This is a genomic window from Alcanivorax sp. MD8A, assembly GCF_002888555.1.
GTDB lineage: Bacteria > Pseudomonadota > Gammaproteobacteria > Pseudomonadales > Alcanivoracaceae > Alcanivorax.
This window is the reverse complement of record NZ_AQOQ01000014.1, coordinates 67717-91124: the sequence shown is the minus strand read 5'-3', so window position 1 is coordinate 91124 and position 23408 is coordinate 67717. Positions and strand designations below refer to the sequence as shown.

General features: G+C 59.5%; 22 protein-coding genes. 10 read left to right on the top strand and 12 right to left on the bottom strand.

Annotation, left to right across the window (positions count from 1 at the left end):
- The first annotated feature begins 121 nt into the window (after positions 1 to 121).
- Positions 122 to 1810 (top strand): alpha/beta fold hydrolase, encoded by a 1689-nt coding sequence (locus tag A15D_RS09515; protein WP_102791735.1) that lies wholly within the window; start codon positions 122 to 124, stop codon positions 1808 to 1810.
- Between the two features lie 454 nt (positions 1811 to 2264).
- Here the strand turns inward: A15D_RS09515 and A15D_RS09510 are convergent, their stop codons facing one another.
- From A15D_RS09510 to mfd, 6 genes are all read right to left on the bottom strand, one after another.
- Positions 2265 to 3377 carry a dihydrolipoamide acetyltransferase family protein gene (locus tag A15D_RS09510; protein ID WP_102791734.1) on the bottom strand — a complete coding sequence of 371 codons (1113 nt, stop codon included), beginning with the start codon at positions 3375 to 3377 and terminating at the stop codon, positions 2265 to 2267.
- Positions 3378 to 3434: 57 nt separating this feature from the next.
- A complete protein-coding gene (locus A15D_RS09505; protein WP_102791733.1) occupies positions 3435 to 4442 on the bottom strand; it encodes an alpha-ketoacid dehydrogenase subunit beta in 1008 nt (335 codons plus the stop codon).
- Positions 4435 to 5493 (bottom strand): thiamine pyrophosphate-dependent dehydrogenase E1 component subunit alpha, encoded by a 1059-nt coding sequence (locus A15D_RS09500; RefSeq protein ID WP_233192191.1) that lies wholly within the window; start codon positions 5491 to 5493, stop codon positions 4435 to 4437. Before A15D_RS09500 ends, A15D_RS09505 begins: the two co-directional genes overlap by 8 nt.
- Entirely contained in the window at positions 5480 to 6553 is a 1074-nt protein-coding gene (locus tag A15D_RS09495; protein ID WP_102791732.1) for a Glu/Leu/Phe/Val dehydrogenase dimerization domain-containing protein, read from the bottom strand. Before A15D_RS09495 ends, A15D_RS09500 begins: the two co-directional genes overlap by 14 nt.
- Before the next feature lie 193 nt (positions 6554 to 6746).
- Positions 6747 to 7340 (bottom strand): CsiV family protein, encoded by a 594-nt coding sequence (locus A15D_RS09490; RefSeq protein ID WP_102791731.1) that lies wholly within the window; start codon positions 7338 to 7340, stop codon positions 6747 to 6749.
- Positions 7341 to 7503: 163 nt separating this feature from the next.
- A complete protein-coding gene (mfd, locus tag A15D_RS09485) occupies positions 7504 to 10974 on the bottom strand; it encodes a transcription-repair coupling factor (protein ID WP_102791730.1) in 3471 nt (1156 codons plus the stop codon).
- A gap of 101 nt (positions 10975 to 11075) precedes the next feature.
- Between mfd and A15D_RS09480 the strand changes: the two genes are divergently transcribed.
- Positions 11076 to 11363, top strand: coding sequence for a hypothetical protein (locus A15D_RS09480; protein ID WP_102791729.1), 288 nt, complete (start codon positions 11076 to 11078; stop codon positions 11361 to 11363).
- Here the strand turns inward: A15D_RS09480 and A15D_RS09475 are convergent.
- From A15D_RS09475 to A15D_RS09450, 6 genes are read right to left on the bottom strand one after another with little or no spacing between them, the layout of a single operon-like run.
- Entirely contained in the window at positions 11338 to 11811 is a 474-nt protein-coding gene (locus A15D_RS09475) for a GNAT family N-acetyltransferase (RefSeq protein ID WP_102791728.1), read from the bottom strand. The two genes, A15D_RS09480 and A15D_RS09475, sit on opposite strands and share 26 nt — an antisense overlap.
- Positions 11811 to 12227, bottom strand: a complete 417-nt coding sequence (locus A15D_RS09470) for a phage tail protein (RefSeq protein WP_102791727.1) — start codon at positions 12225 to 12227, stop codon at positions 11811 to 11813. The genes A15D_RS09475 and A15D_RS09470 overlap by 1 nt, the downstream gene beginning before the upstream one ends.
- 8 nt (positions 12228 to 12235) lie before the next feature.
- Positions 12236 to 12640 carry a phage tail protein gene (locus A15D_RS09465; protein ID WP_102791726.1) on the bottom strand — a complete coding sequence of 135 codons (405 nt, stop codon included), beginning with the start codon at positions 12638 to 12640 and terminating at the stop codon, positions 12236 to 12238.
- 11 nt (positions 12641 to 12651) lie between these two features.
- Entirely contained in the window at positions 12652 to 13059 is a 408-nt protein-coding gene (locus tag A15D_RS09460) for a phage tail protein (RefSeq protein ID WP_102791725.1), read from the bottom strand.
- A gap of 7 nt (positions 13060 to 13066) precedes the next feature.
- On the bottom strand, positions 13067 to 13843 hold the full coding sequence (locus A15D_RS09455) for a hypothetical protein (RefSeq protein ID WP_146026864.1): 777 nt from the start codon (positions 13841 to 13843) through the stop codon (positions 13067 to 13069).
- Entirely contained in the window at positions 13843 to 15003 is a 1161-nt protein-coding gene (locus tag A15D_RS09450) for a collagen-like protein (RefSeq protein ID WP_102791723.1), read from the bottom strand. The genes A15D_RS09455 and A15D_RS09450 overlap by 1 nt, the downstream gene beginning before the upstream one ends.
- A gap of 249 nt (positions 15004 to 15252) precedes the next feature.
- Here A15D_RS09450 and A15D_RS09445 point away from each other — a divergent pair, with 249 nt between their 5' ends.
- The 8 genes from A15D_RS09445 (at position 15253) to nqrE (ending at position 23393) form a co-directional block, all read left to right on the top strand.
- On the top strand, positions 15253 to 16131 hold the full coding sequence (locus A15D_RS09445; RefSeq protein WP_102791722.1) for an acyl-CoA thioesterase II: 879 nt from the start codon (positions 15253 to 15255) through the stop codon (positions 16129 to 16131).
- Positions 16128 to 16709, top strand: coding sequence for a uracil-DNA glycosylase family protein (locus A15D_RS09440; protein WP_102791721.1), 582 nt, complete (start codon positions 16128 to 16130; stop codon positions 16707 to 16709). The genes A15D_RS09445 and A15D_RS09440 overlap by 4 nt, the downstream gene beginning before the upstream one ends.
- A 219-nt stretch (positions 16710 to 16928) precedes the next feature.
- On the top strand, positions 16929 to 18368 hold the full coding sequence (locus A15D_RS09430; protein ID WP_102791719.1) for a glyceraldehyde-3-phosphate dehydrogenase: 1440 nt from the start codon (positions 16929 to 16931) through the stop codon (positions 18366 to 18368).
- A gap of 288 nt (positions 18369 to 18656) precedes the next feature.
- Positions 18657 to 20003: a Na(+)-translocating NADH-quinone reductase subunit A gene (locus A15D_RS09425; RefSeq protein ID WP_102791718.1), complete on the top strand. Its 1347-nt coding sequence runs from the start codon at positions 18657 to 18659 to the stop codon at positions 20001 to 20003.
- A 2-nt stretch (positions 20004 to 20005) separates the two neighbouring features.
- Complete coding sequence (locus tag A15D_RS09420; protein WP_022986361.1) at positions 20006 to 21265, top strand: NADH:ubiquinone reductase (Na(+)-transporting) subunit B; 1260 nt, start codon at positions 20006 to 20008, stop codon at positions 21263 to 21265.
- Positions 21265 to 22095 (top strand): Na(+)-translocating NADH-quinone reductase subunit C, encoded by an 831-nt coding sequence (locus A15D_RS09415; RefSeq protein WP_022986362.1) that lies wholly within the window; start codon positions 21265 to 21267, stop codon positions 22093 to 22095. Before A15D_RS09420 ends, A15D_RS09415 begins: the two co-directional genes overlap by 1 nt.
- On the top strand, positions 22095 to 22760 hold the full coding sequence (locus A15D_RS09410) for an NADH:ubiquinone reductase (Na(+)-transporting) subunit D (RefSeq protein ID WP_022986363.1): 666 nt from the start codon (positions 22095 to 22097) through the stop codon (positions 22758 to 22760). Before A15D_RS09415 ends, A15D_RS09410 begins: the two co-directional genes overlap by 1 nt.
- A 12-nt stretch (positions 22761 to 22772) precedes the next feature.
- Positions 22773 to 23393 (top strand): NADH:ubiquinone reductase (Na(+)-transporting) subunit E, encoded by a 621-nt coding sequence (gene nqrE, locus A15D_RS09405; RefSeq protein ID WP_022986364.1) that lies wholly within the window; start codon positions 22773 to 22775, stop codon positions 23391 to 23393.
- The last annotated feature ends 15 nt before the right edge of the window (positions 23394 to 23408 follow it).

Sequence of the window (23408 nt, the reverse complement as noted above, 5' to 3'; positions counted from 1 at the left end):
CGCTGAAGGTACAAGCCCTGACGCCTTTGGTCAGCTCGGCATTCCTCAGCGCCGGTTGGCGATTGTTATTGCATAGCCTTTCATTATCCTGTTTCCCCGATGGTTGTGTGGGGAACCCGGCTTGAACAACGACAACGATGCCCTGATCGGCAAGATCTACGAAACGGCCCTGTCTCCCGGTGATTGGGTAGAATTGCTGGATACCATTGCCGGCTGGACCGAAGTGGAGGCGGGGGACGTGTCTCCTGCTGATGCCGCGCCGTTGCCCCGGCGCGCGGAAGTGGAGTCTCTGGTCGCCCATCTGGAGCGGGCGGTGCGTTCCAGTTCCTACATGCACGCGCTGGAAGATCGCAGCAACGTTCTCAATGCCATGTACAACCAGATGCCCTGGCCGATGCTGATGCTGAGCGAAGGTCTTGAGGTGCTTGAGTACAACCCGGTAGCCGCACAGGTGCTGGCGGCGGGGCCGGTTCGGCTGGTCGGCAATCAGTTGCATTTTTCTGACCGGGAATTGAAGCAGGCTCTGGATCGGGTCAACCGGCTTGCAGAAGGGCGGGGGACCCAGTTACTGACGTCCCCGGAAGAGGGCGTTTCGCTGCTGTGCTTGCCAGTACAGAAATCCGATGCCCCCGGCAGTATCTCCCGGGTGCGAACCATCGTCTGGGTGCTGGCGGGACATAGTGTGGTGACGCCATCGCCGGACATGCTGCGCTCGGTCTTCAATATTACCGAGGCGGAATCCCGCCTGCTGCACCTGCTATGCAAGATCGGCAACCTGCAGCAAAGCGCCCAGTTGCTGAACATCAAGATCAGCACGGCACGTTCCCAGTTGAAATCCATCATGGGCAAGCTCAATGCCAGCAGTCAGGTGCAGCTGGTCAGCCACGCCATGGGCCATGCCCTGGTGCAGGCGGCGCGCATGCCGCGTCACGATGATGACGATGAGGAATACACGCTCACCTTGCCTGATGGCCGGGTGCTGAGCTGGTATGAATATGGTGACCCCAATGGGCGGCCCGTCCTGACTCTGGAAAACCAGGGCGCCTCGATGCCTGATCACACGGTGTTTGAAGACTGGTACCGTGAAAAAGGCCTGCGCATGATTCTGATCGTCAGGCCGGGCTATGGGATCTCAACCTATCAACCCCAGTACCAGTTTACTGATCTGGGGGTGGATATCCGTTACCTCTGTGAGCACCTGAAGATCCAGCGTCCTCCCATGGCGGCCTATTGTGGTGGCGGACCCTATGCGCTGTGTGCGGCGGCAAACTACCCGGACCTGTTTGACCGTCTGGGGCTGCTGGGAACGACCCTCGCGGGTGAGTATCTCGACCTGGACAAGCTGGAACCGATTCACCGCATGAGTCTGCAGATTTCACGCAGGGACCCCCGCCTGTTCATGTTGGTCGGACGGCTTGGCGTACGCGGTGTACAGAAGGCGCCGGAGAAGTTCTACAAAATGCTGGCGCGGGGCATGTCGAAGGCCGATCAGCGGGTCTTTGATAATCCGGATCTGCTGGCCCGGACCATCAAGCGTACCCGACGGGGGCACTTTCAGGGCGCGCGGATCATGATGGAGGAGTATCTCAATCATCTGCGGCCATTGGGCGTCGATTTGCAGCAGGTCACCCTGCCGGTATTGCAATGGCATGGTGAAACCGACGGTATTATCCATATTGATGGGGCCCGCAGGCTGGCGGACGATTTGCCCAATGTTCGCTTTCGCAGCTTTCCGGAGTATGGCCATTTCATGGTCTATGACCTGTGGAAAGATTTTCTGGTGGAGTTGTTGGGTCTGGAGTCACCGTAGAGCCTCAAAGGCATCGGGCTGGGCAAGCTACAAGCTACAAGCTATGGGCTATGGGCTATGGGCTATGGGCTATGAGCTATGATCTATGAGCTATGAGCTATGAGCTATGAGCTATGCTTGAGTGGATGGGAAGACCTAAAATAGTTCCCTGGTTTCAAGAAGAACGGTAACGCCTTCCAAATCGTCGAGTTCGGCGACCTCGGATAACCTATGCGCCCAGTAGGAGCCCATGCTTGCATGGCGATCCTCGCCTAGGCGAGGTAGAGATTCCAGAGCGCTGGTAAACATGAGAGTGCCCCTTCCTCGGTCGTCTCGCTGTCGCTCGATTCGCCATGCAAGCATAGCTCCCACAAAGCAGTTCAATTAACCGCTCGAGCGCTGTATTCATCTTTGTGGGAGCCCATGCCCCTGGTTGGCTCTGCAACAGTGGAAGTCTTCGCGTTACTTGGCTGCGCTACATTGGTGGGGCCGAAAGATCTGCCAGCAAGGCAGCCAGAAATCTGGCAGCCTGTCCGCCATTCAAGGCGCAGTGATCGAAGGTCAGGCTCAAGGGTAGCTGCACATCTTCAAACAACGCCCCATTGTTGATGCCCGGTTGGATGAAGCGTTTTCCCGCGCCGACAATGGCCACCTGTGGTGGTACCACTACCGGTGTGGCGAAGCGGCCGCCCAGGGTCCCAAAGTTGCTCAGGGTGAGGGTGGCACCTTGTAATTCTTTTGCGGGAATCTTGCGGTTCCTCACATCATGGCGGAGCCGGTCGAGCCCCTCTCGCAGATCATCTGGCTTGCGGTTTCCCACATCCCTCAGTACCGGTACAAACAGGCCGTCGGGGGTATCCACCGCGATACCCAGATCAATTTTTTCCACCACTCGCATGCTCAGGGTGTTGCCGTCGAACCAGGCATTAAGGGCGGGTTCTGCCTGGCAACCCGCCACGATGGCCTGAATCAGTCTGAGGGTAATATCAGTGTGGGCTGCCCAGTGACGGATACTGGTTTGGTCAAACAGGCTGACAGGCACGACTTGCTGGCCTGTGGAGGCCATGGTTTTGGCCATGCTGCGAGCGACGCCTTTTAGCGGGGTGCTGTCGCCGTGGCTGTGTTTCAGGTTGGCGTATTGCTGTACGTCCTCAAAGGTGATGCTGCCGTTGGGGCCGCTGCCTCGAAGTTGCTCCAGATTAACGCCCAGGTGCTGGGCCAGGGCGCGAATGGCAGGGGTGGCGCCGCCAAAATGGTGCCCTTCAGTCACCGCGCCGATGACAAAATGATCCTGATTGTCGCTGTCGTCCTGGCTTTCCAGGTTGCCCACCACCGTCTGACTGCCGGTGCCTTCATCACCGGCGAAGGCGAGCAGGGGTTCGCCGGTATGAATCAGGTCCCCATTGCGCACAAACAGCGATCCGATGATGCCGTCGCGGGGGGAAGGAATATCGACAATAGCCTTGGCGGTTTCTACGCTGAGCAACAGGTCATCCACCTTGACGCTGTCACCCTCGTTGACATGCCACTCGACGATTTCGGCTTCCTGCAAACCTTCGCCCAGATCGGGCAGAGTGAAATAGGGCATGGTTGGGCTCCCTGGGTTTTGCGTCAGACATCCGACGTCAGACGTCCGACCTTTTTCTCAGTACTCCATCTGCTGCTTGGCCGCCTCCACGATGCGCTCCACGCTGGGCATGTATTCCCTCTCCATGGCGAAATAGGGCATGGGGGTGTCGTAGCCGGTGACCCGCGTCACGGGCGCACGGAGTTGCATCAAGGCATCGCTGGCCAGGGTGGCGGCGATCTCGGCGCCAAACCCGCCCGTAAAGGGCGCCTCATGGACGATAACGGCGCGCCCTGTCTTGCTGACACTGGCCACCAGCGTGTCCCGGTCCAGTGGGTTGAGTGTGGCGACATCAATGACTTCAGCCTTGATGCCGGCCTGTGCCAGGTGGTCGGCGGCGGCCAGGGTCTCATGGATCATGGCGCCCCAGCTGACCAAGGTGATGTCTTCGCCGGGACGCAGGGTGAAACAGCGATCCAGCGGCAGCGGGGCATCGTCGAGGTCGACGGGCAGTCGTTGCAGTCGATAAAGCCGTTTGGGTTCCAGAAACAGGACCGGGTCTGGGCAGCTAATGGCGGCACGCAGCAGGCCGTAGGCCCGGGCGGGGGAGGACGGAATGACCACGCGAAGCCCCGGTACATGAGCAAACAGGGCTTCAGTGCTTTCGCTGTGATGCTCGGGGGCGTGGATGCCACCGCCAAACGGCGCGCGGATCACCAGCGGGCAGCTCAGCCGTCCCCGTGTTCGGTGACGCAGACGCGCTGCGTGGCTGATCAATTGTTCCAGGGCTGCGTAGATGAAGCCCATGAACTGGATCTCGGCCACGGGCTTCAGTCCCTGGCTGGCCATGCCGACACTGAGGCCAGCGATAAGATTCTCTGCCAGAGGGGTATCCATTACCCGACGAAAACCAAAATGCGCCTTGAGCCCCTCGGTGGCCCGGAAGACGCCGCCATTGGTGGCAATGTCCTCACCAAGCAGCACCACGCGGTGGTCGTCGCTCATGGCCTGGAACAGGGCCCGGTTGATGGCTTCCACCAGGTTCAGGGGGAGCGCATGTTGAGGGCGTTGCTGTGCATTATGCATGCGGATCTCCTTGCTGGCGGGACAGGGTTTTCCGTTGACGGCCAAGGCTCGCGGGCAAGGTGGCGTAGAGGTGGTCGAGCATGTCAGCGGGCACCTGCGGGGGGTGTTCCAGATAGGTTTTTACTGCGTCGTCCACGACGTCACGGCAGTGCTGCTGCCATAGTGTTTCCTGCTCGGCATCCCACTGTCTGGCGTTGACCAGCGCCTGCCTGAGTCGGGCAATAGGTTCGTGTTGCCAGGCGGTATGCAGCTCGCTCGCCTTGCGGTAACGGCTCGCATCGTCAGCGGTGGTGTGGTCGCTGAGGCGGTAGCTGATCGCCTCTACCAGGGTAGCGCCTTTGCCGTGGCGGGCTTTGTCGAGTGCATAGTCGAGTACCTCCAGCAGGGCGGGCAGGTCGTTGCCGTCGACCCGTATGCCCTCTATGCCGGCGGCCTCCGCCTTGTGAGCGATGGACCGGCTGGCGGTTTGGAGCTGGCCGGGAACCGAAATCGCCCATTGGTTGTTGTTGACCATGACCACCAGGGGTAATTGCCATACTCCCGCCACGTTGAGGGTTTCGTAGAAATCCCCGCGAGAGGTTGCGCCATCTCCACAGGTGGCCAGTACGGCGGCGTGTTCGTGCGTCAGCTTGGCCTTGGTTGCGATGCCGGCGGCCTGGGGCAGTTGGGTGGCGATCGGGACGCAGTTGGGCAGATCGCGGCTGGCGGGGGTGTCTGCCGGGAAGGCGTTACCCCTTTCATCGCCGCCCCAATACTGAAGGATCTGGTAGAGCGGTACACCGCGCAGGTATTGGGTGGCATGGTCGCGGTAATAGGGGACGAAGTAATCCTCTCTTGCCAGTGCCATGCCGCCTGCGGTGGCGATGGCTTCGGCGCCCAGGCAGGAGGCATAGGTGCCTAACTGGCCAGTGCGCTGCAGGTTGACGGCCTTTTTGTCGAAGGTGCGGATCAACTGCATATTCCGGTAGCCCTCAGTCAGACGTTGCCAGTGGGGGCAGTCAGCCAGGGCGTCCAGCCGTTGATGGATCTGGTAGGGCTCAGGCATAAACATGGCGGGCCTCCGGGTAGGACTGGAGTGTTTCTGGCCGGGCATCGTGCAGGTGTTGCTCCGCCAACCGGTCTGCCATGGTGGCGGGTGCGACTTGCAGACGCTGGGCGTCGTGCAAGATTCGGGTGAGGGTGCGGCCGATGGTCAGGACTTTTCGGCGAATCTGATCGACGGGGACCTGCTGGTGTCCCAGTGCCAGTGCGATCAGGCCGCCAGCATTGTTCAGGTAGTCAGGGGTGTAGAGGATGTCCCGCTCCAGCAGCCGGCGGGCATCGCTCGGTGTGGCGAGCTGATTGTTGGCAGCGCCAACAATCAGGGGGCTGTGCAGCCGTGAAATGGTATCGGCGTTGAGAATACTGCCCAGGGCGCAGGGCAGGAAAACATCGCAGGGGACATCGTAGATGTGGTCAGCGGGAACCCAGTCCGCGTGTAAACGGTCTGCCAGTTGACGGGCCCGCAGGGTATTCAGGTCGGCCAGAGTCAGCTTCGCCCCTGCACGGCCAAGCATCAGGGCAAGCTGACTCCCCACATGGCCGAGCCCCTGAATCGCCAGGTGCAGGCCGCGCACCCCGTGACGCTGCAATCGGTGTTGAATAGCCGCATTGAGTGCGGCGAAGACACCCAGTGCCGTATAGGGCGAGGGGTCGATGCCGTCGGCGGAGCACCCTCGTACGTGCGGTGTTACGTGGGCGACCTGATCGAGATCCTGGATCTCGGTGCCGGCATCGACAGCTGTGATATAGCGTCCCCCCAGTCGGTGGACGGCTTCGCCGAAGCTGCGATAGAGGGCGGCTCGGTCGTAGTCCGTTGGGGGTTCAATGATGACGGCTTTGCCGCCACCCAATGGCAACCCGGCCAGTGCGGCCTTGTAGCTCATCCCGCGGGCGAGGCGGCAGACATCGGCGATGGCAGAGGCTTCGTCAGGATAGGGGAGGCAGCGACAGCCACCAAGGGCAGGGCCCAGGCGGGTGGAGTGCAGGGCGATCAGCGCACGCAGACCGGTTACCGGATCCCGGAACTGATGGAGTTCGGCAACGTCGGTCTGTTCGAGGGTAACGAACATGACAACGCTCCTTTCCCGTCCGGGAGGTAGCCCGTCAGGGAGTGACTTGTCTGGGCCGGGTAAGGCCCCTTGAAATGACTTTAGCGCGGGAAACGTTTGGGGGCCCGTCTGAATGCAGAGTTTCAGACAGGCGGTAGAATCGGTATTGGCCGTGAGCGGGGTTTGAAAGGGGCATGCCGCAAAGGGCAGTCCGTTAGCGGGTAACCCGAACTATCATGCCGAACATGGGGTGATCAAAGTAATACGCCTGAAAGCCGCTCAGCCGACGACTTTCACTGATGTCCACATAGATTCGCTCGCCTTCTACTTCGGTGTTGAACCACAGGCGCGGGTCCACGTGGACATAACGGCTTTCGCTGAAATGCAGGGTGCCTTCCAGTTCCGGGATATCTCCCTCCTCGGTGGGCAGGGTCTGACCGCCGCGCAGGTAGACGGGCTGTGTTTCCTGCTTGCTCCCGACTGGCTGGCGCCAGGTGGCATGGTAGAGCTCACGGTAGTTCCCGCTTTGTTCCATGCGTTCCATCATGAACTGCAACACGGCGCTGTCTTCACCCAGGAATTGCCACGCACCGCGGCCGACGGCATCGCTGTCGGCCTGCTCATTCAATTCTGGTGAGCCCAGGGTGACCGGTTGAGGTGCGTAGGCGGGTTGCCGGTTGGTGGGGAATATCTCGCTGCTGACCGGGTGATTCTGGGCAAACACCAGTACTTCGATGGTGTACCAGCCTTTGGCGAATGCCGGACCGGTGAACAGGGACAACATAACCCACAGTAATGCGCGACGCATTCAATACTCCTTGTTTGCCTGAAGACAGGCATTGATTCCGGTGCCGACTATAACGGCTCAGCCAGACCAATTCACGATGCACTGGCCGGGCGGTGGCAAATTTGTGACGGTGTGAGCTGCAAGCGACAAGCTGCAAGGCGTGCGTTGCCGCTTGTCGCTTGCCTCAGTCCTTCTTGATGCTCTGCGCCGAGAGCCGTTTGAGCAGAGCGTCGACGACGTCGATCCGTTCCTCGGCGGTTTCACTGTCCTCTACAAACCGCAACATGTTGGCGCCTTCAAGCTTGAAACGGTTCGGGCCGGACTGCACCAGTTTAACGATGGTCAGCGGGTCCACCGGAGTCCGCTCGCCAAACTCCACCTTGCCGCCGCTGGCGTGAGCATCCAGGCGAATGATGCCGAGACGGTCAGCCTGTTGGCGCAGTTCGGTGACCGCAAACAGGTTTTTCACCGGCTCGGGCAACAGGCCGAAACGGTCGATCATTTCCACCTGCAGTTCTTTCAGCCCGTCGCGGGTCTTGCAGCCGGCGATGCGTTTGTAGAGCGTCAGTCGACTGAATACATCGGGCAGGTAATCTTCGGGAATCAGAGCCGGGATGCGCAGGTTGAGTTCCGGTCCGCCGCTGAGCGGTTTTTCCACATCCGGTTGCTCGCCGCGCTTGAGCGCTTCCACTGCTTGCTCCAGCATTTCCATGTAGAGGCTAAAGCCAATGGTTTCGATATTGCCGTGCTGTTCTTCGCCGAGCAGTTCACCAGCGCCACGGATTTCCAGATCCTGGCTGGCGAGCATGAAACCGGCACCCAGATCGGTGGCCTGTTCGATGGCTTCCAGACGCTTGAGGGCGTCCTTGGTCATCACCTTGGGGCTGGGGGTGATCAGGTAGGCATAGGCCTGGTGGTGGCTGCGGCCGACCCGGCCACGCAGCTGATGCAGCTGGGCCAGGCCCAGCTTGTCGGCCCGGTCGATAATGATGGTGTTGGCACTGGGCACGTCGATGCCGGTTTCCACAATGGTGGTACACACCAGCACATTGAAGCGACGGTGGTAGAAGTCGCTCATCACCGCTTCCAGTTCGCGCTCGCGCATTTGTCCATGGGCAATGCCAACGCGGGCATCCGGCACCAGCTTGCGGATGTCTTCCGCGGTCTTCTCCATGGTGTCGATGTCGTTGTGAAGGTAGTACACCTGCCCACCGCGTAACAGCTCCCGGAGCAGGGCTTCCTTGATGGCGGTGTCATTGTGCTGTTGCACAAAGGTTTTCACCGACAGGCGTTTTTGTGGCGGAGTGGCGATGATGGAAATATCCCGCATGCCGCTCATGGCCATGTTCAGGGTGCGCGGAATGGGGGTAGCGGTGAGGGTAAGGATGTCGCATTCGGCGCGCATCTGTTTCAGGCGCTCTTTGTGGCGCACTCCAAAGCGGTGCTCTTCATCCACAATGATCAGCCCGAGATTGTCGAACGCCACGGTTTCCTGCAGCAGCTGGTGGGTGCCCACCAGAATATCGACTTTGCCTTCCTTCAGCCGTTGCAGTACCTGGGTTTTTTCCTTGGCACTGCGGAAACGGGACAGCACCTCGATATTCACCGGCCAGTCGGCAAAGCGGTCAGTAAAGGATTCGTAGTGTTGCTGGGCGAGCAGGGTGGTGGGCACCAGCACCGCCACCTGAGTCTGGTTTTCCACCGCGACAAAGGCGGCGCGCATGGCCACTTCGGTCTTGCCGAAGCCCACGTCTCCACACACCAGCCTGTCCATGGGATTGCTGGATTGCATGTCGGCGATCACCGAGGCGATCGCGGCTTGCTGATCCGGCGTTTCCTCGAACGGGAAGCCGGCGCTGAAGCGATCGTAGTCGTTCATGTCCACATCGAACTGCTTGCCTTCGCGCGCTTCACGGCGGGCGTAGGTGTTGAGCAGTTCGGCGGCCACGTCGTGGATCTTCTCGGCGGCTTTCTGGCGCGCCTTGCTCCACTGTTCGGTACCGAGTCTATTCAGCGGTGCTGTGTCGCCACCGCCGTACCGGCTGATCAGGTGCAGGGATGACACCGGCACATAGAGCTTGTCGCCGCCCTGGTATTCCAGCAACAGGAACTCGTGTTGCTGGCGGTCCACTTCCATGTGGGTCAGACCCAGGTAGCGACCGACCCCGTGCTCAAGGTGTACCACCGGGGAGCCCACAGTGAGTTCACCCAGAGAGCGGAAGGCTTGCTCGGCGGCGCCGTCATCGCTGCTGGATTTACGGCGTCGGCGTTGCAGTACCCGCTCGCCGTAGAGGTCGTTCTCGGTGACCACCAGCAGCTGGTGTTCCGGTGCATAAAAGCCGGCATCCAGCTCACCGCGGGTCAGGCTCCAGCGGGCGGGCTCGGCAATGAAGTCTGGCCAGTTGTCTTTCATCACTGGCTGGATGCGGATTTTCTGCATCAGCTCCAGCAGGGCTTCGCGGCGGCCGGCGGTTTCCGCACAGATCAGGATATGGGTGTCTGGATGGGCGTCAGAGAAGGTGTGCAGCAGGGCCAGGGGGTTGCTGGCGCGCACGTCGGTGGTCAGTGCCGGCATGGGTGCCACATCAAAGGCGATGGCATTGCTGTCGGCAGGCGCTGCGCTACTGGCCTGGCGGGCCCGTGGGTGACGCTTGAGGGCTGCGCCCAGCTCTTCCTGGCGAAGATACAGCTGCCAGGGGGCCATGATCGGGCGGTGAATGTCATGGCGGCGCGATTCATAGCGTTGTTCTACGTCGTCCCAGAAATGTTCAATGGCCGGTTGGCAATCGGCCATTTCGACCAGCTTTACGTCATCGGGCAGGTAATCGAACAGCGTGGCCATGTGTTCGAAGAACAAGGGCAAGTAATACTCTAGCCCCGGGGCGGCCAACCCGTCGGTGACATCCTGGTAAAGGGGCACGTGGCGGGTGTCCACATCGAAGGTGTCACGGAAGTTGCTGCGGAAACGGGCAATGCCTTCGGCGCTGAGCGGGAATTCCGCTGCGGGTAACAGGGTGATGTCCTCGACCTTGCCGGTGGAGCGCTGGCTTTCGGCATCGAACAGGCGCAGCGATTCAATTTCGTCATCAAACAGCTCGATGCGAAATGGCTGCTCGGCGCCCATGGGGTAGATATCCATGATGGCACCGCGCACGGCAAATTCGCCGTGCTCGTAGACGTTGTCGCGCTGACGGTAGCCACACGCCACCAGCCGTTCGCGGGTGGCGTCCATATCAAATACGTCGCCGACCTTGAGCAGGAAACTGTTGCCAGTGATGTGAAGCGGCGGCGCCAGACGCTGCATCAGGGTATTGACCGGAACCACCAGGATACCCTTGTGGGTGGTGGGCAGCTGGTGCAATACACGTATCCGGTCGCTGACAATGTCCTGGTGGGGGCTGAAGTGGTCGTAGGGCAGGGTTTCCCAGTCCGGGAACAGCATCACCGGCGTGTTGCTGCCGGTCAGGTAAAAGCTGAGGGAGTCCGTCAGCTGCTGGGCGCGGCTACTGTTGGGGGCCAGCACCACAAACAGGTGATCCTGGCTGCGCGCCAGTTCGGCCAGCACCGCGGCCATGCTGCCGGCAGTGAGTCCGGCCCAGTCTTTATAGTGCTCTCGCCCGCTGGGAAAGAGGTTGCTGTCGGGGAGTAGCTTCATTCAGACCCGGTTCCTGCACAATCGGTGGCCGCGTATTGTAGCCAAGGGTGACGGTGACGTCAGCGCCGTCTACACTGCTGGCATTGTTTGGGGGATACAAGATGGTGACATTGGAACAATGGAAAAACTGTGAAGGGCAGGTTTTTGCGCTTGAAGATGGAAGCACTCTGACGCTGGCGGAGGTGTCGGTGCCCTCAATGGCTGAGGGATGGGAGTGCTTTTCGCTGTTGTTTGCAGGAAATCAACAGCGGGAGCAGGGCACCGTTGCCATGCGTCATGACGCTGCCGGAGAGCTGACAGTCTTTCTGGTGCCGCTCGGGCCGTTAGGGAGCAATGATGGCACCTGCTATTTTGAGGCGGTGTTTAACCGTCAGGTTGCCAATTCATGAGCAGATAGACGCCGTTGTCAGACTGTTCTGTGAATCCCAGCCGTTGATACAGGCGTCGTGCCGGATTGTTTTTCTCAACATGAATAGAAAGCGGTTTACCGGCTTGTTTGGCGCGTCCCTGCAGGCTTGCCAGAATCCCTGAGCCCAGGCCTGTTCCCCTAAAGACCGGTAGCAAGGCGATATCCACGATACGAATTTCCCGCTTCCAATCCGATACATACAATCGCCCGGCTGTGTGCCCATTGACCTCGATCAGATGTCGCTCTGCCTCGGGGTAATGTCGCAGGTAGTGCTCATGTTGTGCCTGGGCCTGCATTGTCAGAAAGACCTTCTGCTGCGCCTGTGGCCAGCCGGTCTGCGCGACTTCTTCCTGGCGTGTGCTGGCGTAGATCTCCAGCAGCACGGGGGTGTCTGTGTCGGTGACGGGGCGCAGCAGATATTCCGGCATCAGGAGCGGCTGGGGTAGATGCCAAACAGGGCGACGATGAAATTCACAAACAATCTCGGCGTTGCATTGTGAGTATTGGCGGGAAGGGCGCTCCAACTATTGGTGCCGGGGTCCAGGTTCCGGTCAAGGCTCACACCGGTGGTCACGGCTTCCTGCCCGCTGCTGGACTGACCCACTTTGGCGCCGAGTCGTAACTGCGCAAGCCCGGGTCCGGTGCCGGCATGCGCCGGGCTTCTCCCGCGACAATCAGGAAGCCCAAAGGTGGTTCGGCCGTCACCGCCGTATAGGGTACCAAACAGTGAGAACAAGGCATCATTCTGGGACACCGCCAGCAGTTGGCCATCGCAGAACGCCCAGCCCCGGGGAGCAAAGTTGCCGGCGAACATGCGGATTTCTCCAATAAATGGTTCTGACATAATCGCTCCTAGTTACGGCTGGGGAACAGCCCCTGTAATGCAATGGCAAAGTTCAATCCGATTTTGGGGGTGACCGGCGTCTGGGTGGCAACATTTTCCTGCTGCAGCGTGCTGCCCAGATTGCGGTCCAGCGACAGGGTGTCCAAGGTGTTGTCGGTGCTGGTGGTTTGGGCATCCTGTACGCCGCCTTTCTGGCCTAGCCGCACCTCGGCTCCGGGGTGCATGGGCATCCGCCCACGCAGGTCGGGCAGCGCAAAGGAGGTGTAGCCATCGCCGCCATAGGTCGTGCCTAGCAGGGAATAAAGTGACTGATTCTGGCTGATCGGAAGTATCTGACCGTCGCACAACGCCCAGCCCCGCGGGGCAAAGGTGAAGCCCACAATGCGGATTTCGGCAAGGAAAGGTTCGCTCATGACATCGGCTCCTATGACCTGGAGGGGTATAGCCCGACCAGGGCAATAATGAAATTCAGGCCAAGAAACGGTTGGCGTGTTTCACCCACTTTGCCGCTGACGGTACGGGAGGTCTCGGTGTGCCCAAGATTGCGGGCCGGGGTAACGCCAGCGACCACATCAATGGTAGTGTCGCCGTCTTTGTCGCCGAGTCTGGCGGAGGGGAGTCCTGGCCCTGTGCCAGGGTGAGCTGGGACGTGATCACGCATGTCTGGCAGAGCGGTGGTACTTCTGCCATCGCCTCCGTAATTGGTGCCGATAAGAGAGAAAAGTGCGGTGTTCTGACTGATCGGCAGCAGTTGCCCATTGCAGAATGCCCAGCCCCGGGGGGCAAAATTTCCGGCGAAAATCCGGATTTCGGCGATAAAGGGTTCGCTCATGGTTGCCTCATACGCTGATCAGCAGGTTACTGCCCGGTTGCCAGCTCATATACGTCAGCTGTTGGGGGCCGGTTTGCGGTAGCGCCAGAACGGGTTGGGTATGGTCTGCCCAGCACAGTTGGTTCTGGCTGCGGTCCATTACCAGCAAGTGATTGTTGACGGCCGTCAGGCTACCCGGCATGGCAAGCATGGAGCCTTCACTGCCGAGAGACTCCCCGGCGAGAGTAAAGTGGTGGAGTCGTTGATCGCCTAGTGTCAGCAGGGACAGCCGATCCCGGGTGCGGGCAAGCGATGCCGGGCCATTCAATGGCCGGTCACTTTCCAGCCATGCCCTGCGTTCGCTATGGGTGTCCAAGGCGAGTAACCGGTGGCCGTGCACATCTGCAATGACTGCCTGTCCCGCATAGAGGATGAAGTCGGCAGGTTCCAGCAAATCGGGCAGATTGAGCTCGCGCGCGAGTACCCCGTTGGCCTGAAACCAGCGGAGTTGGCGATGTCCTCGGTCGAGCACAACAAGCTGGGTGCCGTCTTTGGCAGCGGCGACGATGCGTGTTTGCGGTGGTGATCCGGCTGTGATCGAAACAGCATCACCCTGATCTTGGTGCCAGTATGCCTGGCGCCCGTACTGGCTGATACGCAGTTGCTGCTGGCCTTCCAGGGCAATGGCGCGCTCACCTGCCACCAATTCAACCCGGGTGGCAGTGGTGCCCGCGACCAGTGGGGTACTGAGCAGCATGCCTGCTGCGCTTCCCGCCGCGATGAATTGCCGTCGGGTCATCGCCATCAGTTGGTCACCGCGCAGGTCACGGTCAGCGTTGCGGGGGTGCTGGCCGCTCCGGTCTGCCAGACTTCGCAACTCCCCGACCAGGTGTTGGCAGCGCTTGGGTAACTGCTGATCACATAACTGTTGGCGCTGCATTGGACGCCGCCAGCAAGTACCACACCAGAGGGGCACTGGCAGCTGGTGGCAGCACTACAGGTTGTTTGTGACACATTGCTGGTGCTAAAGGTGCCCGCAGGGCCGGTCATGCCGGTGGGGCCTTGTGCCCCGGTTGCTCCTGCTGGGCCAGCGGGCCCTTGAGGACCTTGAGGGCCAGCGGCACCAGCAGGGCCGTCCGCGCCGGCAACACCCTGTGTACCTTGAGGTCCCTGCGGCCCTTGGGTGCCGGGTGGTCCCATCATGCCGGCGGGGCCTGCCGGTACAGCTGGACCTTGTGGCCCTGCCTCGCCGCGTGGGCCTGTGGCACCATCAGCACCGGCCAAGCCTTGAGGGCCAACGGGCCCCTGTGGGCCGGCTGCGCCCGCCGGACCGGCGGGCCCCTGGGGACCATCGGCGCCAGGGTCGCCTTTCTCGCCGGCCGGGCCCGCTTCACCGGCCGGGCCTTCAGGGCCGATCAGGCCACTGTCTGAGCCGACCCATTCACCAAATTCATTGATGACCAGACTGCCATCGATGCTAACCGAGCGTGGTGTGATGTCGCCGTTGACCTGTTCAGCTTCGCGGGCTTGCAGGGCAAACGGAACGCTGGCGGCGGTAACCGCCATCCGTGGGGTCATTTCGTTATCACCGTCGATAGCAAGCCCCAGTTCTACCTCATTGCTGTCAAGGAGATCAGCGGGGAGCGGGTTGCTGTCGCTGCCCAGTGTCACGCTGTAGCGTCCCTGATCAATGGCAACGGTAAAGGTTTCTGTCCAGAGTACGGCGCCGAGACCTTGGGGGTCGGTTGCTGTCCCGCCTGCGTCCTGGTAGTCCGTTGTCCGCCCGGAAAGATCATAAAGGGTGGCAACCACGTCCACGGTGGCATGCAGCGGGCGTTGGGTGTTCTGGTCGATCAGATATCCCTGGATAATCAGACTGGAGGGTGTTTCCGCATAAGCGGTGGAGCAAACGAAAAGAATGGACAGCAGCAAGGCCGCCGTCCCCTGGCGTAGTCGTGAAACCATGTATTCCCCCAAGTCGACAACGCGACCTTTTGTATTTAATTGCCCCGATACTATGCGCTGGTTCACATATGGACAAGTGCGTCCTTGGTTGATCTTGCTTTACGGCTCTGCTGGCGCAGCGCGATTCTGACTCTGCCTACCTGACAGATTGGCTTGGCGCCAGGTTAAGTGTCCGGGCGTGCTGATGAACCCCATTTTCTTGAATAGTAGGGTACTATGCGGCCAACGTGATTTTGCTGAGGATTGGGTATGAATAATGCTGTCCGGGAGCTGATGGATCTGTTTGATCTGGAGCAACTCGAGAACAACCTCTTTCGTGGCCAGAGCCAGGCCAATGGCCAACGTAGTGTGTTTGGCGGGCTGGTGGCCGGGCAGGCTCTGTTGGCGGCGTCACGGACCGTGCCGGAAGACCGCCCGGTGCACTCCCTGCATGCCTATTTCCTGCGGCCGGGGGATTTTAATGCGCCCATCGTCTACGACGTGGACCGGATTCGTGATGGCAAGAGTTTTACCACCCGGCGGGTGAATGCCATCCAGCATGGCCGACCGATATTTTCGCTGGCGTCCTCGTATCAAGTAGTGGAGGAGGGGGCATCCCATCAGGCTGAGATGCCTGAGGTGCCGGGCCCGGACGGGCTGGAGAGTGACGAGGCGATTCGGATCAAGTTGGTGGAGCGCCTCCCGGAGCAGTATCGAAAGGACTTCCTTACCGAGCGACCGGTAGAATTTCGCCCGGTCACGCCGAAAGACCCCATTTCCCCCGACCCCAAAGCGCCGATCAGGGAAGTCTGGTTCCGTGTCGTGGACAAGGTAGACGCCAATCCCATGACGCACCGGGCGTTGTTGGCCTATTGCTCGGATTTTGGCCTGATGGGCACAGCCATGCTGCCCCATGGCATGAATTTCTGGCAGCCCAATGTGCAGTGCGCAAGCATCGATCACGCCATGTGGTTCCACAATGACTTCAAAATCGATGAGTGGCTGCTGTATCGCAGTGACAGCCCCTTCGCCGGTGGTTCCCGCGGGATGAACTTTGGTTCCATCTACCGTCAGGATGGCACCCTGGTGGCGTCGGTGGCTCAGGAAGGGTTGATTCGATTGCACCGGTCTGACAGTCCGGCGGAATGAACCGGCTGCTGCCATTACTGGAAGAGGTGCGCGCTTGCCGCCTGTGCGAGCCGCACTTGCCGCTGGGCCCGCGGCCGGTGGTGCAGGCAGGAGAGAGCGCCCGGTTATTGATTGTTGGCCAGGCGCCCGGTACCCGGGTACACGAGAGCGGGATTCCCTGGAATGATCCCTCCGGGGACCGGTTGCGGGATTGGTTGCAACTGGATAAAGCCGCCTTTTATGACGAGCGCCGCATCGCGATCATCCCTATGGGGTTTTGTTATCCCGGTCGGGGAAAGGGGGGCGATCTGCCGCCGCGTCCAGAATGTGCGCCGCAGTGGCATGAGCTTTTGCTGGCGGAATTGCCCGAGATCAGGCTCACCCTGCTGGTGGGGCAGTACGCCCAGCGTTATTACCTGCCGGAGCGCGGCAAGTCGCTAACTGATAACGTACGGGAATACCGCCGGGCGCTAGCGCACGGTTACTTCCCACTACCACACCCCAGCCCCCGTAATCGTCTGTGGTTGCGCCAGCGCCCTTGGTTCGAAGACGAAGTGGTGCCCGCATTGCAGGCCAAAGTGGCTCAGGCTCTGATGTAATGTTCATGCTGTCCCCGGCCTGTGAGCCCGGGTTTGCCATGCCGTCACAGCGGCCGCGCTTATACAGTCAGCCGCTTTGCTGTACCCGGGTGGATAAACCCCGCATTTGGCAGTATCATTCGCGCCCCAAACTCCACCGCTGGCTGACCGCTGAAACCGGGCATCTAGAGCCATTCCACGGTTTCCGTCACCTGAACCCAAACTGAGAGGGGCATCTCCGTGAGCAAACTGGAAGACCATTTCGGACGCTGGAAGAATCGCGAGGAAATCGCAGAAGCCATGATTCCCATGATTGGCCGCCTGCAGCGCGAAAAGAACGTCACCACCACCGTTTACAGCCGTTCCCTGGTCAACAAGTCTGTTATCCAGATCCTGAAGGCACACCGTTTCGTCAAGCAGATTGAAGATTCCGAGCTGTCTGTTGTCGACACTTTTCCGGTGCTTCAGGAAGTTGCCAAGCTCGACCTGGGCCCCTGCCGCATTGATATCGGCAAGTTGGCGGTAGAGTACAAAAAAGATAATCGCGGCCTGTCTATTGAAGAGTATGTGCGCGCAGAGCTGGCCGAAGCGACCAGCAACAAGGGCGGCATGCCTGAGCCCACCGATGTGGTGCTCTACGGCTTTGGCCGTATCGGCCGTATTCTGGCCCGTCTGCTGATCGAAAAGGTGGGCTCCGGTAACGGTCTGCGCCTGAAAGCCATTGTGGTGCGTGAATCTGGCAAGGGTGACTTGCAAAAGCGTGCCAGCCTGCTGCGTCGTGATTCCGTGCATGGTCCCTTCGCCGGTACCATCGCTGTCGATGAAGAAGAAAATGCCATCATCGCCAACGGCAACTTCATCAAGGTGATCTACTCCAACGATCCCAACACCATCGATTACACCCAGTACGGCATCAACAATGCTGTGGTGATCGACAACACGGGTAAGTGGCGTGATGTGGAAGGCCTGTCCCAGCACCTGAACCGTCCGGGCGTGTCCCGCGTGATGCTGACGGCGCCAGGTAAAGGTGATATGAAAAACATTGTTCACGGCGTGAACAACAACATCATCGAAGACAGCGACAAGATCATCTCTGCGGCCAGCTGTACCACCAACGCCATCGTGCCGCCGCTCAAGGCAATCGAAGACAAGTTCGGTATCGAGTTTGGCCACGTTGAGACGGTGCATTCCTACACCAACGACCAGAACCTGCTCGATAACTTCCATAAGGGCCCCCGTCGTGGCCGCGCGGCTCCGTTGAACATGGTGCTCACCGAGACCGGTGCGGCGACCGCTGCTGCCAAGGCGCTGCCGTCCCTGAAGGGCAAGCTGACCGGTAACTCCATTCGCGTTCCTACCCCGAACGTCTCCATGGCGATCCTGAACCTGACTCTGGAGAAGGAAACCAGCCTGGAAGAGCTGAACGAATACCTGCGCTGGGTCAGCCTGCACTCTCCGCTGCAGCGCCAGGTGGACTTCGTGAGCAGTCCGGATGCGGTTTCTACCGACTTCGTGGGCTCCCGTCACGCCTCCGTGATCGATGCGGAAGCCACCATCGTTAACGGTCGTCACTGTGTGTTGTACGTGTGGTACGACAACGAATTCGGCTACAGCTGTCAGGTACTGCGTATCCTCCAGCAGATCTCCGGGGTCGAATTCCCGGCGTATCCGAAGGACTGATGACGTCAGTTTGAGAGAAAGCCCGCTCAGCGCGGGCTTTTTTTCGGCCAGAGAAAAGTATCAGCATGGTGCATCAATATCGCACCTGCATGGTGCGATGCGACAAAAGTCGGCCTTCAAGCCTCTGGCGAATGGAGTGGCGCCTCTTTATAATGTGCGCCGCCGGCTCCGGCCGGCTCCCAAGTGCAAATTCCGGATTTTGCGTGAATCCCCGGTAATTCCCTGAGTTCAGGGCATTTTCGGAGGGTTTGCCTCGACTTCAGCAACACGCAACGTGGGCGAGTAACTATGATTAAAATCAGGAAGGGCCTGGATCTGCCCATCACTGGTGCACCGCGCCAGTCGATTGAGGAAGGTCACCAGGTTCGTTCTGTTGCCGTGCTCGGCGGTGACTACGTGGGCATGAAACCCACCATGGAAGTGCGCGAAGGCGATATGGTCAAAAAAGGCCAGATCCTCTTCACGGACAAGAAGACCGACGGTGTGAAGTACACCGCTCCTGCCGCAGGCAAGGTGATCGCCATCAATCGCGGTCACAAACGCATTCTGCAATCCGTCGTGATTGAAGTGGCTGAACAGGAAGAGGACGTTTCCTTTACCGTCTACAGTGCCGACCAGCTTTCCAGTCTGGATCGTGCCGCGGTTCAGCAGCAGCTGGTGGACTCCGGTGAATGGACTTTGCTGCGTACTCGCCCCTTTGGCAAGGTGCCAGCGCTGGATTCTACCCCCAACTCCATTTTCGTTTCCGTTCTCGATACCAACCCTCTGGCGCAAGAGCCGGCGGTGGTCATCAAGGAAAACGAACAGTCGTTCCGTGATGGCCTGTCTGTACTGAGCCGTCTCACCGATGGCCCGGTATGGGTTTGCCGCGGTCCCAAAACTGATCTGCCCAGTTTCGCTGGCGGCCAGGTGCGCGAAGAGACCTTCGCCGGTAAGCACCCGGCTGGCAATGTGGGTACCCAGATCCATTTCCTGGACCCGGTCGGCATGAACAAGACCGTCTGGTCTCTCGCCTACCAGGACGTGATCGCCATCGGCAAGCTGTTCACCGAAGGCAAGATCTATAGCGATCGCGTGGTTGCTCTGGCCGGCCCGCAGGCCAAGACGCCGCGTCTGCTGCGTACCCGAGTGGGTGCCAATGTGGAAGATTTCACCCAGGGTGAACTGAAAGACGGTGATAATCGCCTGATTTCCGGCTCTGTGTTCAGTGGACACAACGCTCGTGGCCCGCTGGCCTGGCTGAGTCGCTCCACCAATCAGCTGACGGCGCTGAAAGAAGGCCACGAACGTGAGCTGCTGGGTTATATCTCCCCCGGCACCAATCGTTTCTCGGTGATGAATATCTACCTGTCCAAGCTGATGCCGGGCAAGCGCTTCAACTTTACCACCACCACCAACGGTTCCGAGCGTGCCATGGTGCCAGTGGGGGCGTATGAAGAAGTGATGCCGCTGGATGTGCTGCCGACCCAGTTGTTGCGTGCCCTGATTGTCGGTGATGCCGACAACGCGGTCGCACTGGGTGCTCTGGAGCTGCTGGAAGAAGACCTGGCCCTGTGCACCTTCGTGTGCCCGGGTAAATACGAGTACGGTCCGATCCTGCGCGACAACCTCACCACTATTGAAGCGGAGGGCTGAGCATGGGCCTGAGAAACTATCTGGACAAGAAAGTCGCTCCGCATTTCCATGAGGGCGGCAAGTACGAGAAGTTTTACACCTTCTACGAAATGTTCGACACCATGCTGTACAGCCCGGATTCCGTAACCCGGACTGCAGCTCACGTACGTGATGGTCTCGACCTCAAACGCATCATGATGACGGTGTGGTTCTGCACCTTCCCGGCGATTCTGTTCGGGCTGTGGAATACCGGCTATCAAGCCAACCTGCAGATTGCCGAATTCGGTGCCGATCCGCTGGGGGGTTGGCGCAGTGACCTGGTGGCTGCCCTGACGGGTTTTGACCCTGCCAGCATCTGGGCCAATGTGCTGCATGGTGCGGTTTACTATGTGCCTATCCTGATTACCGTGTACCTGGGCGGGTTTATCTGGGAAGGCCTGTTCGCGTGGAAGCGCGGCCATGAGGTTAACGAAGGCTTCTTCGTTACCGGTATCCTGTTCACCCTGATTCTGCCGCCGTCCATTCCGTTGTGGCAGGTATTCCTGGGGATTTCCTTCGGTGTCGTGATTGGTAAGGAAGTGTTCGGTGGAACCGGCAAAAACTTCCTCAACCCGGCGCTGGTTGGCCGTGCCTTCCTGTACTTCGCTTACCCGGCGCAGATGTCCGGGGATACGGTCTGGACCGCGGTGGACAACTTCTCTGGTGCCACCTCCTTGTCCCTGGCTGCCTCTGGCCACCTGGACTACGCGGCTTCCCTGACGGGCAACGCCCTCACGGAAGGCGCCGCTGCGGCGACCGCCAGCCTGAGCTGGATGAACACCTTCCTGGGTAACATCCAGGGCAGTATCGGTGAAACGTCTACCCTGGCCATCCTGATTGGTGGTGCGGCCCTGCTGATGACCAAGATTGCCTCCTGGCGCATTGTGCTGGGCGTGTTCCTGGGCATGGTGGGTATGTCTGCCCTGTTCAATGTCATCGGTTCTGACTCCAACGCCATGTTCTCCATGCCGTGGTACTGGCATCTGAGCGTGGGTGGTTTCGCCTTCGGCATGATCTTCATGGCCACTGATCCGGTGTCTGCGTCCATGACCAACACGGGCAAATACATCTTCGGTGCCCTGATTGGTGTGATGACCGTCCTGATCCGGGTAATCAACCCGGCCTTCCCGGAAGGCATCATGCTGGCAATTCTGTTCGGTAACCTGTGTGCGCCGCTGATTGACTACTTTGTCACTCAGGCAAACATTCGCCGTCGTCTGCGTCGTACCGGGGGAGAAGCGTAATGGCTGGAAAAAACGAAAGCGTCAGCAAGACTCTGCTGGTTGCCTTCCTGGTGTGTGTGGTTTGCGGTGTGGTGGTTGCCACTGCAGCGGTAAGCCTGCGCCCGGTGCAGAACGAAAACAAACTGATCGACAAGCGGATGAACATCCTGCAGGCCGCAGGCATGTATGACCCGTCTCAGGATGTGAACGAGCAGTTCGCCACCATTGAGCGCAAGTTTGTTGATATCGACAGCGGTGACTATGTCGACATGCCGGAATCCTATGACCAGCGTAAAGCGGCCAAGGATCCGAAGCAGTCTGTACGCTTGAGCGGTGACGAAGATATCGCTGGTATCAAGAGCCAGGCCAAAGTGGCTGAGGTATATCTGGCCCGGGGCGATAACGGTGAACTGAGCCGTATCATCCTGCCGGTTCATGGTTACGGTCTGTGGTCGACCCTGTATGGTTTCCTGGCGCTGGAGCCGGACGCCAACACGGTTGCCGGGCTTGGGTTCTACGAGCACGGTGAGACCCCGGGGCTGGGTGGTGAAGTCGACAACCCCAAGTGGAAAGCCCTCTGGGAAGGCAAGAAACTCTATGACGGCCAGGGTGATGTGGAAATCCAGGTCATCAAGGGTACCGTGGAAGCAAACACCCCGGATGCTGAGTACAAGGTAGACGGCCTGGCCGGCGCAACCCTGACCAGCAAGGGTGTGAGCAACCTGCTTCAATTCTGGGTCGGACAAAACGGTTTTGGCCCATACCTGAAGCGCATGCAGCAAGGTGGCGGTGATGTGGCTGAGTCCACTGATGCCGTTGAATCCAGCGAGCAGCCGGAAGGAGACGCGTAATGGCGGAGAAAACCAAGGACATCCTGTTAGGTCCGATTTTCGACAACAACCCCATCGCGCTGCAGATCCTGGGTATCTGTTCCGCGCTGGCGGTTACCAGCAACCTGAGCACCACGGTCACCATGTGTATTGCGCTGACCGCGGTAACGGCATTTTCGAACTTCTTTGTGAGCTCGATCCGTAACTCGATTCCTTCCAGCATCCGGATCATCGTGCAGATGACCATTATTGCCTCGCTGGTAATCGTGGTGGACCAGTTCCTGAAAGCCTACGCCTACAGTATTTCCAAGCAGCTGTCGGTATTCGTGGGGCTGATCATCACCAACTGTATCGTGATGGGGCGTGCAGAAGCGTTTGCCATGAAGAACCCGCCGATTCCGTCCTTCCTGGATGGTGTGGGCAACGGTCTTGGCTATTCCGTGATCCTGCTGGGCCTGGGTTTCACCCGGGAACTGCTGGGCGCCGGCAGCCTGTTCGGTCACCAGATTCTGCCCAAGGTTTCCGAGGGTGGCTGGTACCTGACCAATGGCATGATGCTGTTGCCACCGAGTGCCTTCTTCCTGATCGGTCTGTTTATCTGGGCGATCCGCGCGTGGAAGCCGGCCCAGGTAGAGCAGGACGACTTCAAGATGAAGCCCAACACCCGTGTCAGCGACGCGTTTTAACGGAGACGAGGAATGTTTGAACATTATCTAAGCCTGTTCGTCCGCGCCGTCTTTGTTGAAAACATGGCGCTGGCCTTCTTCCTGGGTATGTGTACGTTTATCGCCGTATCCAAGAAAATTTCGACCGCAATTGGTCTGGGTGTGGCGGTAGTGGTGGTACTGACCATTACTGTGCCGGTTAACAATCTGCTGCTGACGTATCTGCTGAATGAAGGTGCGTTGTCCTGGACTGGTATTCCTGAGCTGGCAAGCCTGGATCTGCGTTTCCTCGGCCTGTTGAGCTACATCGGCGTGATCGCTGCTCTGGTACAGATCCTGGAAATGGCGCTGGACAAGTACGTACCCAGTCTCTACAACGCGCTGGGTATCTTCCTGCCGCTGATCACTGTGAACTGCGCCATCATGGGTGCGTCCCTGTTCATGGTTGAGCGTGACTACAACTTCGGTGAATCCGTCGTCTACGGTCTGGGTGCCGGTACGGGGTGGGCACTGGCGATCACCTTGCTGGCCGGGATCCGTGAAAAGCTCAAGTACAGTGATGTGCCTGATGGTCTGAAAGGTCTGGGTATTACCTTTATTACCGTGGGTCTGATGTCACTGGGCTTCATGTCATTTTCCGGCGTGCAGCTGTAAGGGAGGGGTTGAATC

Bases quoted from the DNA above. Each gene is read 5' to 3' on its own strand.
- A15D_RS09510 (WP_102791734.1), bottom strand. From the start codon at position 3,377: ATGCCCTATTTCACTCTGCCCGATCTGGGCGAAGGTTTGCAGGAAGCC.
- A15D_RS09505 (WP_102791733.1), bottom strand. From the start codon at position 4,442: ATGCATAATGCACAGCAACGCCCTCAACATGCGCTCCCCCTGAACCTG.
- A15D_RS09500 (WP_233192191.1), bottom strand. From the start codon at position 5,493: ATGTTTATGCCTGAGCCCTACCAGATCCATCAACGGCTGGACGCCCTG.
- A15D_RS09495 (WP_102791732.1), bottom strand. From the start codon at position 6,553: ATGTTCGTTACCCTCGAACAGACCGACGTTGCCGAACTCCATCAGTTC.
- A15D_RS09490 (WP_102791731.1), bottom strand. From the start codon at position 7,340: ATGCGTCGCGCATTACTGTGGGTTATGTTGTCCCTGTTCACCGGTCCG.
- mfd (WP_102791730.1), bottom strand. From the start codon at position 10,974: ATGAAGCTACTCCCCGACAGCAACCTCTTTCCCAGCGGGCGAGAGCAC.
- A15D_RS09480 (WP_102791729.1), top strand. From the start codon at position 11,076: ATGGTGACATTGGAACAATGGAAAAACTGTGAAGGGCAGGTTTTTGCG.
- A15D_RS09475 (WP_102791728.1), bottom strand. From the start codon at position 11,811: ATGCCGGAATATCTGCTGCGCCCCGTCACCGACACAGACACCCCCGTG.
- A15D_RS09470 (WP_102791727.1), bottom strand. From the start codon at position 12,227: ATGTCAGAACCATTTATTGGAGAAATCCGCATGTTCGCCGGCAACTTT.
- A15D_RS09465 (WP_102791726.1), bottom strand. From the start codon at position 12,640: ATGAGCGAACCTTTCCTTGCCGAAATCCGCATTGTGGGCTTCACCTTT.
- A15D_RS09460 (WP_102791725.1), bottom strand. From the start codon at position 13,059: ATGAGCGAACCCTTTATCGCCGAAATCCGGATTTTCGCCGGAAATTTT.
- A15D_RS09455 (WP_146026864.1), bottom strand. From the start codon at position 13,843: ATGGCGATGACCCGACGGCAATTCATCGCGGCGGGAAGCGCAGCAGGC.
- A15D_RS09450 (WP_102791723.1), bottom strand. From the start codon at position 15,003: ATGGTTTCACGACTACGCCAGGGGACGGCGGCCTTGCTGCTGTCCATT.
- A15D_RS09445 (WP_102791722.1), top strand. From the start codon at position 15,253: ATGAATAATGCTGTCCGGGAGCTGATGGATCTGTTTGATCTGGAGCAA.
- A15D_RS09440 (WP_102791721.1), top strand. From the start codon at position 16,128: ATGAACCGGCTGCTGCCATTACTGGAAGAGGTGCGCGCTTGCCGCCTG.
- A15D_RS09425 (WP_102791718.1), top strand. From the start codon at position 18,657: ATGATTAAAATCAGGAAGGGCCTGGATCTGCCCATCACTGGTGCACCG.
- A15D_RS09420 (WP_022986361.1), top strand. From the start codon at position 20,006: ATGGGCCTGAGAAACTATCTGGACAAGAAAGTCGCTCCGCATTTCCAT.
- A15D_RS09415 (WP_022986362.1), top strand. From the start codon at position 21,265: ATGGCTGGAAAAAACGAAAGCGTCAGCAAGACTCTGCTGGTTGCCTTC.
- A15D_RS09410 (WP_022986363.1), top strand. From the start codon at position 22,095: ATGGCGGAGAAAACCAAGGACATCCTGTTAGGTCCGATTTTCGACAAC.
- nqrE (WP_022986364.1), top strand. From the start codon at position 22,773: ATGTTTGAACATTATCTAAGCCTGTTCGTCCGCGCCGTCTTTGTTGAA.